We start from the raw sequence: 14,865 nt of genomic DNA, 5'->3' as shown, positions 1-14,865 counted from the left end.
CGTGTCGCATCCCCGACAACGGCTTCGCCCACAAAACTTAAGCTTATGCTTACGAAGCAGTTTTGCTGTTTTGCTTTCGTTGTCGGATTCCCGACAACGGCTTCGCCCACAAAACTTAAGCTTATGCTTACGAAGCAGTTTTGCTTTCGTTGTCGGATTCCCGACAACGGCTTCGCCCACAAAACTTAAGCTTATGCTTACGAAGCAGTTTTGCTTTTGTTGTCGGATTCCCGACAACGGCTTCGCCCACAAAACTTAAGCTTATGCTTACGAAGCAGTTTTGCTTTCGTTGTCGGATTCCCGACAACGGCTTCGCCCACAAAACTTTTAGGAGGTATCATATGCGAATCGCTCTTATCGGCGCCGGTGCCATGGGCACCGTGCACGCCGAGGCTCACACTCGAAACCCGCGCGCGGAGCTTGTCGGAATCGTCGATTCCCGGGAGGATGCCGCCGCCGCTTTAGCGGAGCGGCTCGGCACGCGCGCTTATGCCACGCTGGAAGCGCTCATGGAGGCCGAGCAGCCTGATGTCATCGATGTCTGTCTGCCTACATATTTGCACAGAGACTATGTGCTCCGCGCCGCGGCTTACGGCAAGCACGTCATCTGCGAGAAGCCGATCGCCGGCACGCTTGACGATGCACGGGCGATGATCGAAGCCTGCCGCGAGGCGGGCGTTCACCTCTACATCGGCCATGTGGTGCGCTTCTTCCCGGAATATGCGCAAGTCCGGGATTTGATCAACCGCGGCGAAATCGGCGAAGTCGGCACGGTCCGTGCAGAGCGCGTCGGCTCCTGCCCGAGCGGATTCGACGGCTGGTACCGGGACTTCGCCAAATCCGGCGGCGTGCTGCTCGACCTGATCCTGCATGATTTCGATTGGCTCCGCTGGACGTTCGGCGAAGTCGACCGCGTGTATGCGCGCAGCCTGTTCGCTGCGGGCAATGACGATTTGCCGGATCATGCGTTCGCCACGCTGCGGTTCCGCAGCGGCGTGATTGGATATGCCAACGGCTCGTGGTCCTTCCCGGAAGGCTTCGCGACGCGGCTCGAGGTTGCCGGCAACGGCGGCATTCTGTCCGTCAACTCGGAGGACAGCGTGACGAACCGCTCGCTGTTGGCCGCCAAGGATACGAGCCGCCCTTCCGTTCAAGTGCCGCAAAGCGCGCTCGCCCGCAGCCCGTATGACGTAGAGCTCGAACATTTTCTGCGCTGCATCGAAGAAGGCGTCGACCCGGTCGTGACCGCGGAGGACGCATATGAGGCGCTGCGCATCAGCCTTGCTTGCATCCATTCGGCCGTAACCGGCGCCGCCGTGGAAATGGAAAGCTTCGGAAAGGAGAATGCCTAATGAAAATCGGACTGTTGGGCGTTGCCCACATGCATGTGTACGCCTACGTACATGGCCTGCGCAAACTGGGCGTCGAAATCGCCGGCGTAGCGGAAGCCGAAGAAACCCGCGGACGGCAGGCGGCGAACGATTTCGGCACCTTCTGGGAGCGGGATTACGAGAAGCTGCTGGCGTCGGATATCGACGCCGTCATCATTTGCTCGGAGAATGCCTATCACCGGGAGCTGGCCGTCGCGGCGGCTCAGGCAGGCAAACATATTTTGAGCGAAAAGCCGCTCTCGCAGACGGTGGAAGGCGCCCTCGACATGGTCGCCGCCGCGCGCAAGCATGGCGTGAAGCTGATGACCGCTTTCCCTTGCCGGTTCCACCCGGCTTCGGCGGCGATGAAGCGCGACGTCGAGAAAGGCATTCTGGGCAGCATCCGCGCCATCCAAGGCACCAACCGCGGATCGATGCCGGGCGGCTGGTTCGTCGACCGGGCAAAATCAGGCGGCGGCGCCGTCATCGACCATACCGTTCATGTCGTCGATTTGATGCGCTGGATCATGCCCGGAGCGGAAGTTACTGAAGTGTACGCCGAGATCGGGACGCGTTTCCACGACATACAAGCCGACGACTGCGGCATGCTCGTATTCTCGTTCGACAACGGCGTCATCGCCTCGCTCGATCCGTCGTGGTCGCGAACGAAGTCGTTCCCCACATGGGGCGACGTCACGTTGGAGATCGTCGGCAGCGCCGGCATGAGCAAAGTCGACTTGTTCAAGCAGAACATTGTCGTCCATAAGGACGAAACGATGAAGACGTCATGGGTGAACTGGGGCTCCGACATGGACTCCGGGCTCGTCGCTTCATTCGTTGACAGCATCCGGAATGACAAGCCGGTCGCGATTACCGGGGAAGACGGCCTGGAGGCAGTCCGCGTCGCGCTCGCTGCGTATGAATCGGCTGCGACGAGACAGCCGGTGAAGATCGTTCGATAAGCGTATCCTCGTACGAGCACATGCATAGAGGAGCGTACGAAGCAGCCGCATTCGCGCGGCTGCCCTAACAGCAGAGAAACTCGCGTTTTCATAAAATGCGGGTTTCTCTTTTTTGATTGTTTGGCAGGCACCAGCTCGGGCGAAGAGGTGTACCCGCGGGAAGGCTGAACTGCCTGCGTAACTCGCCTAAGATGTCCTGCGCTGCATCATGACGGCAACCGCCGATCTGTGCAGCGTTTTTTATTCATTTTATGCCATTGGATGCCGACAAATGGGAGAGGAACCCATCCTCGGCCGAACAAGCGCCGTATGGAAACCGAAATGAACCTGCAGAGGAGCCAGTCGCATCATGAAGAAACTGAATTTCAAATCCGCCGCCGCCGTAACCTTGGTGACCGCGCTGTTGACCGTTACGCCGGCGCTATGGACGGCGCAGGCCGCATCCGGCGTGACGGGACCAACGCCGCCGACAGCGCCCGAATCGCCGAGCGTGCCGCCAGCCAAAGCGCCAGCCTCGCCCAAGGCACCAGCCGGATCGGTCGCCGATAGCCAGACCCAAACCGTGAAGCTAAGCTACCCGTCCGCTTCGGTCAAACCGGAAATCGGAAAACAATTTCCCGTCGCTGCCAAGCTGCAATCGTCCGCGAAGGTGCAGCTGCTGTACGCGACAGGCAACCCGGCCGTCGCGAAGGTGAACGAAGCCGGCGTCCTGATGCCGGTCGCCCCGGGCGAGACGATGCTCACGATCAGCGTGTCCACGGCATCCGCGGGGTATACGGGCACCTTGAAGCTGCCGGTCGTCGTCACGAAACCGGCGTCGCCGCTCAAGCTTGCGTTCGAGCCGAAGCTTGAGACCCGCACGGTCAAGGCAGCAGGGAGCAGCTTCACGGTCAAGACCGTGACCATTCCGAAAGGCATGCCGGTCACGACCGGCTACGCCAACCGCAAAATCGGCACGACGCAATCGCTGGCCGGCATGGCCGCCGCGTACCATGCGGACATCGCGATCAACGGCGCCTTCTTCGACTCGTACAGCGGCGTTCCCGATCCGTACGGGACGCTGATCAGCGGCAGCCTGCCGCAGCATATCGGCAACACCGGCACGTCGATCGGCTTCAAATGGGACGGCAGCGCGGTGATGGACACGCTGCGGATCGGCATTCGGGGCACCGTTATCGCGCCGAGCGGCGGGACAAGCTCCTGGTACGCGTATTTCATGAACCGGCTGCCTTCGGGCAAATCGACCGCGACGATCTTCACGCCCCAGCGCGGCGATTCGCTGGGCTTCAAGGCCGAGAACGCCGTCGTCGTCAGGAAGGGCGCGGTGACAGCCATTCGCCACGGCGTCGATACCGCTATACCGCCGGACGGCTACGTGATCGTCTACCAAGGCGGCGAGGCCGGGCAAGCGGGGCGCTTCCAGGTTGGCAGCAGGGTGACCTACAAGGTCAACACGACGAATCTCACAGGCGCTTCCGTCGATTGGAGCGGCGTTCACACGGCGGTCGGCGCGGGCCCGCGGCTCGTCACGGACGGGAAAGTAACGCTCGATCCGACGGCCGAAGGCTTCCGCGATCCGAAAATTTTAACCGGCGGCGGCGCGCGCAGCGGCATCGCCATCCGCAAAGACGGTTCTGTCATGATCGCGACCGTCTCCGGCGCGACGATGAAGCAGTGGGCTGCGGTAATGGTGCAGCTCGGCGCCCGGCAAGCGATGAATCTCGACGGTGGCGCCTCCTCCGGCATGATGTTCCAAGGCAAGACCGTCACGGCTCCGGGACGCCTGCTCAGCAACGCGCTGCTGTTCGGCCAGCAGCTCCGTTTCTAGCTTGCGGATGCGCATCTAGCGCGCAAGATTCGCAGCGTCCGGCGCGAACCCATGCTGCGTCCTCTCTAACGGAGCGTAGGCGTACTAATCGGCATATGGGAAGCGCCAACACCCAGCACGCATAGCGCATAACGAAAAGCCCGCAGGCGTAAGGACGGCCATTCGGCCATCCCCGCCTTGCGGGCTTTAAGCTTCGCTTCGTTGCTTGTCGCTTCTTCTGTCGGTGCGTCGCCGCGATCGGTCAGTCAAGGTTCATCTATGGCATCCGGGTAGCTGTCCTCACCGGGGTAATCGCGGTCAATACCTTCATGCAGCTCGCGGTTCTCGTAATCGAACCGGTTCGGCGCGCGCATGTCGATCCGCCAAGGCGTGCTTTTCCCCAGTGACGCCGACTGGATTCCGGAACCGTACGGGCCCTCCGGAAATTCTTCTGCGGCGAGGTCGTTGCGTTGGGACTCGACCGATTTGAAATCCGTGTACGACTGACGATCTTCTTTTTTGAACAAGCCGGCTCCCTCCTGAAACGGATAGTGTGGGTTGTACCGTTTCAGTGTACCCCGATCAGTCGGTAAAATTCACCGTTCCCACCACGAATTCGAGAAATTGGCGAAGGTCGGCGGCTTCCTCTTCCGTCAGCTTGTAGGCGAACTCCAGGTAGCCCTCCTCGTCCAAGTCATCCTGGCCGACGATCGCGGTGCGGCCGCTTTGCAGGTCGGTAATCAGCTTCTTCCCGTAGAAGCGGTTCGTCGTCATGATAGCCAGGTCGAACCGTTTCAGGTTCGGCGTAATGAACGTAACGAAGCGGGTCGACGTATCTTCGGTCGTATCCGACATAAAATCATAATCAGGCAGCAGCATCGTGCGTTCCTCCTTTAATGCGTCTATCATAGCATCCCGCTCGCGAACCGGGCAACACGCCGGCAGGGAGGAAATGGAACTTCTCTATTGCCTATCCGAGCCGCCTTATGCTATGATGTGAACAATCAAATCGTTGAACGTGAGGAAGCACCTCTTTTCGCCATTGCCATGGCGCGAAGAGGTGCTTTTTGCGCGTTCGGCATTGCGCTGCGCGGACGCCAGGAGCAAGGACGCCGGCGGCCGGGTTTGATCAATTCTATTGCTGGAGGTGCCTGACGATGCAGGTCGTATTTTTGAACACGTTCGAGAGGGCGGGAGGAGAGGACGCGGCAGCCGGTGAAGCCAAGCTGTCGATCTGCGAGCAAGACGGCGTCTGGTCGGTCATTTGGACGGTGGAGGGGGAAGAGGCGGCAAGGAGCCAGCAGGTATGGTACGAGGGCGGGTCATGGGAGGAAATGCTGATCGCTTTCCGGCACGGCGTTTCGGTGCAGATGGGAGATGGCTATTCGCCGTTGATCGACGGCATGCTGGACGAGCGCCGGAGCGTAGAGGGAAGCGGGTCGCTGTACTCCATGATCCAGTGTTACGGCGAGCAGAACAGCGATCCGGATCTGTTCGCCGCGCTGCGCGACTGGCGGCGCGCCAAGGCGGTGGCCGTCAAGAAGTCGGCGTACCTGATCGCGACGAATCGGATGTTGTGGATGATCAGCGCCTTCGTGCCGCAGCAGCCGGAGGAGCTGCTGCAAATTCCGGGCTGGGGGGAGTCCAAACAGACGGCCTACGGGGAGGAAGTGCTGGCGATTACCGGCGCTTTCCGGCGGGAGACGCAATTCCCGCTCGACTGGGTCGCGGAAGCGCTGGATTCGAAGACGTATACGAAATGGGTATATAAACAAAAGGAAAACCGGTTCAAATCGCAGATGGACCGGCAGACGGAGAAGCGCGAGCTGCTTCGCGCGATTGCGGATGGACAATCGATCGACGAGCTGCAGGAGCGGGTCGATCTGCCGCGCCGGGACTTGATGGAGCGGATCGAGAAGCTGGAGACGGAAGGCTACGATCTGGAGCCGCTCATCGAGCGGGAGCTCGCACAGATGCCGGAGTTCGAGCAGCAGCTCGTCTGGGACGCGCTGCAAGCGCTCGGCGACCAATATTTGAAGCCTGTGCTCCGCCAGGTGTACGGGGAAGACGCGGATCAAGGGAAAGGCAAATCGCTTGATATGCTGTATGATCGGCTCAGGCTGATCCGGCTGCGGTACCGGCGATCCAAGGGCAGCCGGGAAAATGTTTCCTAGTTTCAAAGTAACGTAATTCCAAAGTAACGTGATTCCGAAGGATATCATGGTCCCGAAAGCAATCCCGAAGCATCGTAGTTCCAAGTGTCTATCCTAAGGTATGATTGCACGAACGCCGACGAAAGGAGTGCTCCCCCACTTGGAAATGTAGTGTGTAAGGATCTTTGCAATTCTGCTGGGCCGGGGCCAGTGGAGCGCCGGATTCCTGCCTTTGGGAAGCTTTACGGGCGGTCGAGGCGGTAAAGTTGCCCGATTAGCAGCTTTACCGGCATTATTGCCGGTCTGCGGCGGTAAAGCTGTCCGAATGCAACTTTTCGGCTTTTAGCTATTCTGCTGCAGGTGTGTGCGATTCTTTGCAAATCTACTTTCCGAGTGTCGAAGTTTCCTAGCCTCGTCGCTTCCTATAGTCATATCGTCATAGACTCGCAATACTATCGTCGTAACGTTATAGTTTATAGTCTCATAGCGTCCAGATCGGGTCCTCGAACCGGATGGTCAGGCCGCTGTCGCAGTCGCGGCCGGTTTCGTAGGAGCGGTTGCCGATCGCTTGCGCGGCCGTCTCGCGAAGCTGGTGCTTGGATGGCAGGCTCGCGTCCTGCAGGCTGTCCTCCTCCGCTTCGCTGCAACGAAGCCACTGCAGTACCGCCTTCACGACAGGCAGGCTTTCTTCCATTGCGCGGTCCCACAGCGTCCATACGTCGTCGGCATGCCTCGTCTGGCCGTCGGTCGGGTCAAGCCAAGGACGGCGCGACTCGTTCAGAATGTCCAGGGGCGGCAGCTTCCGCTTGTACACGAAGGGATCGATCTGGCGGAACGTCAGCAGCCGCTTGATGCCGGTCGGATCGTGGAACAGCCGCTGAGCGCGAATCATGTCGCGCATGGCGCTAAGCCACGATTCCCGGCGAATCAGCGGCGCCAATTCGGAATAATGAACGGCCGCGATCTGCTCGAAAGCGTCGACGACGGCGCCCGGAACGTCGCCGAGAATATCGATTTCGCGCCATACTTCCGTCTTCCAGGTGTCCACGCCGAGCAGCTTGCGCACGATCAGCGTATCCATCATGACCTCGAACCGTTGATGGTCCCATTTGCGGAAGCCGGAGCGGCTGAACACATAAGGATGCATGACGCGATCGAGCAGATAATGGAGGAGAAATCCGAGCGCATAAGCGAGCGCGGCGTCCTTCGTCGGATCGGAATCGCGCAGGTGATCGACCGTATCGAGCATGTCCATTATGACGGGGCCGCAGTGCCGCTCGTGCATGGCATTGCCGAGCTTCGTCATCGTCCGGTCTTTCTGCCAGGGAAGGAAATGATGATAGAACAGGAAGTCGGGCCCTTGGCAGCCCATGTTGAATAAGCGCTTCCGCGAAGGAAGCGACAGCAGGTGATCTTCGCCGAGCTCGTGCAGGCAGCGCTGCCCGAAAATCAAATGCGTCCATACGTTTGGCACGGTCATCCTCCTAATTGTATAGCCCGGCAAGGAAAGTCCGGCATTTCCTGCTAGGTCGCGAGTAGCTAAAAAAGGATATAATTCGACATTTCTCGCAAAGTTTGTCCCGATTTTATATACGAGATCTGATTTATCTAGTATAATTGGGAAAAGCTTCAAAAGACAATGTCGTAAAGGGGCGTAACAGCAAGATGAAGGCTGAGTATATCAATCCCTTCCTGGAGTCCGCTAAAATCGTGATCGAGCAAGTGGTTCAAGTCAGACCTTCCACCGGACAGCCCGGCATGAAAGAAATTGAGCTTGCGGATAATTACATATGGATTCAAATCGGCATTAACGGTCAAATCAATGGCGATATCGTATTTGGCCTGCATGAGCATGTGGCGCTTAAGATGGTGTCCGCCATGATGGGCGGCTACCCGATCGATGCGATGGACGAGATGGGCAGAAGCGCGATTTCGGAGCTCGGCAACATGATCAGCGGCAATGCCAGCACAATGCTGTTCGGCCAAGGCGTCAAAGTCGACATTACGCCCCCGAAAGTGCTTCATTCCGCGCAATCCGTGCAGTTCAATGTAACTAGAGCTCTGACGATCCCGCTTATCATGAACGGCATCGGTGAGCTGGACATCCAGGTTCTACTAGTATCCTAGCATGATTCAAGCTCCCACGGGAGCTTTTTTTTGCATTTTCGGCACCGTAAGGACTACGCTTCGTCTAAGCACGGATGGATCCCGGCTTGCCGCGCCGCGCTGTCCCGAAAGGCCTAGCCGGTCCGCTTGGCGCACCGATTCGTTTTGCCTATTCGGGTTGCTTGCAGTAAACTGAAAGGCAGGTGATGAGATGTGTTGCATGGGAAAATCGTGTTGATTACCGGCGCGGCCAGCGGAATCGGCGCGGAGACCGCGAAGCTGCTGGCCGCGCGGGGCGCCGTACCGGTCCTTACCGGCCGCAGCATGGAGAAGCTGGGACGGGTATCGCAGTCGATCCCGCAGCGGCACGGATGCTGCGAGATGGACGTGACCGATAACGATTCCGTCCAGGAAGCCTTTCGCCGGATTGCGGACGAATACGGTCGCATCGACGTGCTGCTGAACAATGCGGGCTTCGGGCTGTTCGAGCTGTTCGAGGACGCGCCGGTGGAGCGGTTCCAAGCGATGATGGACACGAACTATATGGGAGTCGTCCGCTGTGCGAAAGCGGCGGTTCCGATCATGCGCGCGCAGGGCGGCGGACATATCGTGAACGTCGCCTCCATGGCGGGCAAACTGAGTACGTCGAAGTCTTCCGGTTACGCGGCGACGAAGCACGCGGTATTGGGATTCACGAATGCCATCCGTTCGGAGCTCGCCCCTTATCATATTGCCGTATCGGCCGTTAATCCCGGCCCGATCGACACCCCGTTCCTGCGGACGGCCGATCCGGACGGCACGTACGCGAGCCGCGTACGGGGCTACATGCTGAAGCCGGAGCAGGTGGCGGCGGCGATCGTCAAGGTCATCGAGAAGCGGACGCCCGAAGTGGATCTGCCCCTGTCGGCGTCCGTCGGCATCCGTCTGTACGGGCTATTCCCGCGCCTGGCCGACCGGGTGGCGGGCAGATGGCTCAACCGCAAGTAAGTATAAGAGGAGTTTGATGCATGTGTCTTGGGAAACGTTGCAGCTGCAGCCGCAGCTGATCGAAGCGTTGCGCAACAACAAAATCGAAGAGCCGACGCCGGTGCAGGCGGAGACGATTCCGCTGCTGCTGGCGGGGCATGATATTTCCGCCAAATCGCAGACCGGCTCCGGCAAGACGCTGGCCTATATGCTGCCGGCCCTTCAGCGGGTCGATTCTGCCAGCAGCGTCGTGCAGGTCATGGTGCTTGCGCCGACGCAGGAGCTGGCGATGCAAATTTTTCGCGTGGCGGAGACGTACGGCGAAGCGATCGGCGTGCGGACGCAGCAGCTGATCGGCGGTGCGTCCATGCAGCGCCAAGTGGAGAAGCTGCGGGAGCATCCGCATATCGTCGTCGGCACGCCGGGACGGATTCACGAGCTGTTGAAGGCAGGCAAACTGAAGCTGCACGGCATCCGGTTCGTCATTATCGATGAGGCGGATCAAGTGTTCAACCTCGGTTCGACGGTCGAGGTGGAAACGCTGCTGCGCGGCATGCTGCGCGACCGGCAGATCGCGTTCTTCTCGGCGACGCGGCCGCGGGAGATGGTCGACGTCGAGGAGCGCTGGATGCGGGAACCGCGGCAGGTGAATATCGACCGGCAGACGGGCGGCTACGTCGCCCATTATTACCTCGTTTGCGACAAGCGGGATAAAGCGGATACCGCGAGAAGGCTGCTTTATTTGCTGAAGCCGGCGTCTGCGCTGCTGTTCGTCAACGATACGGACGAGATCGCCAACTACGAGGCGAAGCTGAAGTACGAGGGCTTCTCCGTGGAGACGCTGTACGGCGATGCCGACAAGCAGCGGAGAGCGGCGACGCTGGCCCGGTTCAGGGAAGGGCGGCTGCAGGTGCTGATCGCGACGGACGTTGCGGCCCGAGGGCTCGACATCGCGGATTTGCCGCTCGTCGTTCATCTCGATCCGGCATCGGATGCCGATCATTACGTGCACCGCTCCGGCCGGACGGGACGGATGGGCAAGTCCGGCACGGTCGTGTCCATCGTGACGCGGAACCAGCAGTTCATCATGGACAAGTTCCGCAAGCAGCTCGGCATCGATCTGCAGGAGCGGACGATGTACAAGGGGGAATTGTGGTCGCCGGACGAGGAACGCCGGCAGCGGGAGCTTGCGCCTGGCCGCGGCGGCGGCTCGCCGCGCCGACCTGGCGCGGAAGCCGCTGCGACGGGCGGCGGATTCGCCGCGGCGCGCAGAGCGCCTGCTCGAGCCGGCGATTCGGCGAATGCGCCTGCAGCGCGCCGCGCGGCGATTGCCGGCGGGCCGCAGGCATCGGCCGCGCCGGGCCGTGCTCCCGGCGCTCCGTCCGGCATGGGCGGCAAGCCGGCCGGAGCGCCGCGCAAGCCCGATCCGAAGCCGGCCAAGCCCGCGAAATCCAAGAAGGAGCTGGAGCGGGAGCGCAAGAACAAGGGCGCGCCGAAGTGGCTCAAAGCGAAGCAGGACGGCGGCGGGCCGCAAGCTTAAACGCGGCGGGAATCGCGCGTCCGCCCGCGAAATGCGATCGCTGACGATTCGCAATCGTATGCGAAATGCGATCCAACAGTTTTGCGGCGCAAAATTGGATGCGAACCGTTGCGAATTCGCAACCGTATTCGAATAGCATCCGTACGCGCGAAATACGCGAACAACAACCGGAATGGCATTGTGAATGCCTTCCGGTTTTTTTGTCTTTTTCGCGATGCCGCGCTTGCCGTTGAGCAGGTAAACACAAGATCCGCGCTCGTTTGCCCGGCACTCCCGGAAACGACACCGGCCGCGTTTCGCTGACAATAATTTCTCTCCGTACCCCCTGAAAGCGATCTCTAGCTCCCGAACGGTATGAGCGAACGTTAATAACGCGGCCTGGACCGCATCGCGAGGAGAGTGGCATCACCATGAAAAAAGGCATGTTGAAAAAAGCTGCAGTCACATCGATGGCGTTACTGACCTTGGCAGGAGGCGCAGGAAGCGCATTTGCCGACGGCAAAGGAAATGGACACAACGAGCGCGATAACCATAACAGCAAGCAAGAAAACAATAAGAACAACAACAATAACAACAACAATAACAACAACAAGGGCAAGAACAACGGCAATTCCGGGATCAACCTCCACTTCAAGGACGAGCAGGACCTTAAGTGGGCGATGGAATATATCATTCGTCTGGCTTCCAAAGGCGTATTCAACGGCTACGAGGACGGCACGTTCAAGCCGCAGCAGCAAATTACGCGTATCGAATCGATCGTCGCGGCCGTTCGCCTGATGGGCTTGAAGGATCAAGCGGAATCGCAGGCGGAGATGAGCACGAAGCTGAACTTCAAGGATGCGGATCAGCTGACGAAGAAATATCCTTGGGCGGTCGGTTACGTCGCTGTCGCCCTGGAGAAGGACCTGTTCTCCGAAACGGACGACGCGATCCAGCCGGACAAGCCGGCAACGCGCCTGTTCGCGGCGACGCTGCTCGTGAAAGCGCTCGGCCTGGAAGCCGAAGCGAAAGCGAAGGTCAACTCCCAGCTTACGTTCAAGGACGCGAAGAGCATCCCGGCCGGCTCCGTCGGCTATGTCGAAGTCGCGCTCGAGAAGAACCTCATCACCGGCTACGAGAACAACACGTTCCGTCCGAACCAGCCGGTAACGCGCGCCGAATTGGCTGCGCTGCTTGACCGCACGGACGAGCAGCTCCCGGACAATCACGACGCGGCCGCGATTACGGGCACGCTGAAGGTTTCCGCTTCGGCAGGAGCGATCACCGTCGTGAAAGCGGACAAGTCCGAAGTCGCGCTGGCGCTCGATCCGAGCGTGTTCATTTTCCGCAACAACGTGAAGGCGAACGTGGCCGATCTGAAAGCCGGCGACGAAGTGCTCGTGCGCACGTACCAGAACAAAGTCGTCTTCATCGAAGTGACGAAGATGGCTCCCGTGCAAGTCGTAACGACGGAAAGCGGCAAATTCGATTCCTCCACGGTGAACGCGCAGGGCAAAATAACGACGATTACGCTGACGAAGTACAAAGCGGACGGCACCGCGGAAAAAGTATCGTACGTGGTATCGCCCAACGTAACGATCGTTCCCGATACGGCGCTGCTCGAAGTCGGAAAAGCGCTTGAGCTGACGGTCACGAACGGCCTCGTCACTTCCATTAAAGTCGGTTAACATAGCATAAATCTCTTTATAAGGAAGCCGGGCGTCATCAATCGCGCACGCGGCTTCGCCTCACGAAGAACCTTCATTTCCGTCTTTCCGGCGGACGCGAAGGTTCTTTTGCCGTGTTCTTATGCAATGCGGCGGTTCGGCCGGTTTTTCATTTCTTCGTAAATTTGGTAGTATTCAAGGTAGAGACAAAGAGGTGATTGCAATGAAACCAGTATTGGAAGTCAAAGGGCTGACGGGGGGCTACAGTCCCCGCAGGCCGGTGCTGCACGATTTGAACTTCGAGGTCGCGGCTGGCGAAATGGTCGGGCTGATCGGGTTGAACGGCGCCGGCAAAAGCACCGCGATCAAGCATATCCTCGGCCTGATGCAAGCGCATGCGGGCGAGATCCGCATCGGCGGGCATACGCTGGCGGAACAGCCGGAGCAATACCGCCAGGCGCTGGCCTACGTGCCGGAGTCGCCGCTGCTCTTCGACGAACTGACGGTGGAGGAGCATTTGCGCTTGACGGGCATGGCCTACGGCGTCGAGGAAGCGAGCTACGGGACGCGGACCGGGAGCCTGCTGGACGAGTTCTACATGACGCCGAAGCGGGGGGCGTTCGCCTCGCATCTGTCGAAAGGGATGCGGCAGAAGATGATGATCATGAACGCGCTGCTTGCGCGGCCATCGCTGTATGTCATCGACGAGCCGTTCCTGGGCTTGGACCCGCTCGGCATCCGCTCGCTCCTCGATAAGCTCGTCGAGGTGACGAAGGAAGGCTCGTCGGTGTTCATGAGCTCGCATATTCTGTCCACGGTGGAATCGTACTGCAGCCGATTCATCGTGCTGCATCAAGGCGTCATCGTCGCGCAGGGGACGCTGGCCGATGTGTGCGAGACGGCCGGCATGGCGCGGAATGCCGGCGCCGGATCGCTGGAAGAAGCCTTCTACCGCCTGGTGGCGGGCGAAGGCGCAGGCGGAGGCGCAAATGGACCGGTCCGTTAGCGCGCTGTGGCGCAAGCGAGCCGGGGATTTCTGGCGCGGAGCCACTCCTTACCTGCGCGATATGACCCAGAGCGGACTGCCGGGGGTCACGATCATGCTGCTGCTCGCCGGACTTGCCGGATACGGCATGCTGCTGCGGGACATCCCGGCGAATTTCCCGTTCACGGTGGTCGGCGTCGTCGTAATGACGCCGATTCTCTGCTGGAGCCCGCTGCGCACTTGGCTGCGCGAGGCGGATATCGTCTTCCTCGTGCCGCGCGAAGCGGAGATGCCCGCCTATATCCGGCGCTCGTTCCGCTATAACGGCTTCGCCGGCGCCGCCGCGGCGCTGCTCGTCTGCGCGGTCTATCTGCCGCTGTATGCGGCTGGGCCGGCGACGACGCCCGTCATCCTGATCGTGATTTTCGCGCTGCTATTGAAGCTGATGAACATGGCCGCGGCGTGGCGCGAGCGGCAGCTGGTCGATCGGATCGGCAGGCGCGCCATCCGGGTGCTGCGCTGGGCCTCGACGGCCGTCGGCGCCGGCGCCTTGCTGCAGGCGGAGCTGTGGAAGACGCTGCTGTACCTCGTCGTCGTCGGCGGGCTCTTCGGCCTGTTGTACGCGCGGCTGTCGCGCTACCCGCTGCCCTGGATGACGCTCATCGCGGAGGAGCAAGTGACGCGCCGGCGCTATACGACGTTCTTCAGCGCCTTCGCCGACGTGCCGACGGAGTCCGCGGCCGTTCGGTCCAGGACGTACATGTCGTGGCTGGCGAAGCTTGTTCCTTATGGCAGAAGCCATGCCTTCACGTACTTATACGCGCATACGCTCGTTCGGACGGAGCTCGGCGGCATCGTTATCCGGCTCACGGCGCTCGGTATCGTGTCCGGCTTGCTGTCCGCGTACGCGGGCCTGTGGCAGGGCTGGGGCTCGGCGGGCGTCTGCCTGCTGTTCGTCTGGCTGAGCGGCATCCAGCTCGGCTCGCTCGCGCAGTCGCACAGGCATTCCGTCTGGCGGCTCGTCTATCCGCTGCCGGAGCAGACGCGGCATGACGCCGTGCTGCGGGTCGACCGCATCGCGTCGCTCGTCTGCGCGTCGCTGATCTGGCTGCCGCACGGCATTCTGCTGCCGGGGCACGGCGAACTCGTGCCCGCGCTCGCGTCGCTCGTCCTGTCCATCCTGTACGTACTGACGCTGCGGCCGTCGCGGGTGCGGAAGAAACTGAGGTTCGATCCGGATGACGATTGAACGGCGCAGGCATGATCCGCCCGCGCCTACTGCGACAATCATGAACAGGGTCGGCCGACAATGATGTCGGCCGACCCTGTT

Annotated in this window: 13 protein-coding genes; 10 read left to right on the top strand and 3 right to left on the bottom strand. The window is 60.4% G+C overall.

What is annotated here, in order from left to right:
* Window positions 1–341: 341 nt before the first annotated feature.
* The 3 genes from GXP70_RS23515 to GXP70_RS23505 all read left to right on the top strand — a co-directional run bounded on the left by GXP70_RS23515 (window position 342) and on the right by GXP70_RS23505 (window position 4,160).
* A complete protein-coding gene (locus GXP70_RS23515) occupies window positions 342–1,352 on the top strand; it encodes a Gfo/Idh/MocA family protein (protein WP_162359076.1) in 1,011 nt (336 codons plus the stop codon).
* Window positions 1,352–2,332 (top strand): Gfo/Idh/MocA family protein, encoded by a 981-nt coding sequence (locus GXP70_RS23510; protein ID WP_162359075.1) that lies wholly within the window; start codon window positions 1,352–1,354, stop codon window positions 2,330–2,332. Before GXP70_RS23515 ends, GXP70_RS23510 begins: the two co-directional genes overlap by 1 nt.
* Window positions 2,333–2,681: 349 nt before the next feature.
* A complete protein-coding gene (locus tag GXP70_RS23505; RefSeq protein ID WP_225442533.1) occupies window positions 2,682–4,160 on the top strand; it encodes a phosphodiester glycosidase family protein in 1,479 nt (492 codons plus the stop codon).
* Window positions 4,161–4,405: 245 nt separating this feature from the next.
* On the opposite strand, the gene GXP70_RS23500 is transcribed toward GXP70_RS23505, so the two are convergent.
* Complete coding sequence (locus tag GXP70_RS23500; RefSeq protein ID WP_162359074.1) at window positions 4,406–4,666, bottom strand: hypothetical protein; 261 nt, start codon at window positions 4,664–4,666, stop codon at window positions 4,406–4,408.
* 55 nt (window positions 4,667–4,721) lie between these two features.
* Window positions 4,722–5,018: a DUF3055 domain-containing protein gene (locus GXP70_RS23495; RefSeq protein ID WP_192043384.1), complete on the bottom strand. Its 297-nt coding sequence runs from the start codon at window positions 5,016–5,018 to the stop codon at window positions 4,722–4,724.
* Between the two features lie 278 nt (window positions 5,019–5,296).
* Here GXP70_RS23495 and GXP70_RS23490 point away from each other — a divergent pair, with 278 nt between their 5' ends.
* Entirely contained in the window at window positions 5,297–6,313 is a 1,017-nt protein-coding gene (locus GXP70_RS23490) for an HRDC domain-containing protein (protein WP_162359073.1), read from the top strand.
* A gap of 460 nt (window positions 6,314–6,773) precedes the next feature.
* Here GXP70_RS23490 and GXP70_RS23485 read toward each other — a convergent pair whose 3' ends face one another.
* On the bottom strand, window positions 6,774–7,766 hold the full coding sequence (locus tag GXP70_RS23485) for a zinc dependent phospholipase C family protein (RefSeq protein WP_162359072.1): 993 nt from the start codon (window positions 7,764–7,766) through the stop codon (window positions 6,774–6,776).
* Window positions 7,767–7,957: 191 nt separating this feature from the next.
* On the opposite strand from GXP70_RS23485, the gene GXP70_RS23480 reads away from it, so the two are divergent.
* From GXP70_RS23480 to GXP70_RS23455, 6 genes are all read left to right on the top strand, one after another.
* Complete coding sequence (locus tag GXP70_RS23480) at window positions 7,958–8,419, top strand: chemotaxis protein CheX (RefSeq protein WP_162359071.1); 462 nt, start codon at window positions 7,958–7,960, stop codon at window positions 8,417–8,419.
* 192 nt (window positions 8,420–8,611) lie between these two features.
* Window positions 8,612–9,385, top strand: a complete 774-nt coding sequence (locus GXP70_RS23475; protein ID WP_162359070.1) for an SDR family NAD(P)-dependent oxidoreductase — start codon at window positions 8,612–8,614, stop codon at window positions 9,383–9,385.
* Between the two features lie 16 nt (window positions 9,386–9,401).
* Window positions 9,402–10,904, top strand: coding sequence for a DEAD/DEAH box helicase (locus GXP70_RS23470; protein ID WP_162359069.1), 1,503 nt, complete (start codon window positions 9,402–9,404; stop codon window positions 10,902–10,904).
* A 410-nt stretch (window positions 10,905–11,314) separates the two neighbouring features.
* A complete protein-coding gene (locus GXP70_RS23465) occupies window positions 11,315–12,571 on the top strand; it encodes an S-layer homology domain-containing protein (protein WP_162359068.1) in 1,257 nt (418 codons plus the stop codon).
* A 196-nt stretch (window positions 12,572–12,767) separates the two neighbouring features.
* A complete protein-coding gene (locus GXP70_RS23460; protein WP_162360644.1) occupies window positions 12,768–13,556 on the top strand; it encodes an ABC transporter ATP-binding protein in 789 nt (262 codons plus the stop codon).
* Complete coding sequence (locus GXP70_RS23455; RefSeq protein ID WP_162359067.1) at window positions 13,540–14,784, top strand: ABC transporter permease; 1,245 nt, start codon at window positions 13,540–13,542, stop codon at window positions 14,782–14,784. The genes GXP70_RS23460 and GXP70_RS23455 overlap by 17 nt, the downstream gene beginning before the upstream one ends.
* The last annotated feature ends 81 nt before the right edge of the window (window positions 14,785–14,865 follow it).

The organism is Paenibacillus lycopersici (assembly GCF_010119935.1).
In the GTDB taxonomy this organism is placed as follows: Bacteria; Bacillota; Bacilli; order Paenibacillales; family Paenibacillaceae; genus Paenibacillus_Z; species Paenibacillus_Z lycopersici.
The sequence above is the reverse complement of the archived record's forward strand: the minus strand, read 5'-3'. Positions and strand labels throughout refer to the sequence as shown.

Bases quoted from the DNA above. Each gene is read 5' to 3' on its own strand.
- GXP70_RS23490 (WP_162359073.1), top strand. From the start codon at position 5,297: ATGCAGGTCGTATTTTTGAACACGTTCGAGAGGGCGGGAGGAGAGGAC.
- GXP70_RS23470 (WP_162359069.1), top strand. From the start codon at position 9,402: ATGCATGTGTCTTGGGAAACGTTGCAGCTGCAGCCGCAGCTGATCGAA.
- GXP70_RS23515 (WP_162359076.1), top strand. From the start codon at position 342: ATGCGAATCGCTCTTATCGGCGCCGGTGCCATGGGCACCGTGCACGCC.
- GXP70_RS23465 (WP_162359068.1), top strand. From the start codon at position 11,315: ATGAAAAAAGGCATGTTGAAAAAAGCTGCAGTCACATCGATGGCGTTA.
- GXP70_RS23505 (WP_225442533.1), top strand. From the start codon at position 2,682: ATGAAGAAACTGAATTTCAAATCCGCCGCCGCCGTAACCTTGGTGACC.
- GXP70_RS23480 (WP_162359071.1), top strand. From the start codon at position 7,958: ATGAAGGCTGAGTATATCAATCCCTTCCTGGAGTCCGCTAAAATCGTG.
- GXP70_RS23495 (WP_192043384.1), bottom strand. From the start codon at position 5,018: ATGCTGCTGCCTGATTATGATTTTATGTCGGATACGACCGAAGATACG.
- GXP70_RS23510 (WP_162359075.1), top strand. From the start codon at position 1,352: ATGAAAATCGGACTGTTGGGCGTTGCCCACATGCATGTGTACGCCTAC.
- GXP70_RS23455 (WP_162359067.1), top strand. From the start codon at position 13,540: ATGGACCGGTCCGTTAGCGCGCTGTGGCGCAAGCGAGCCGGGGATTTC.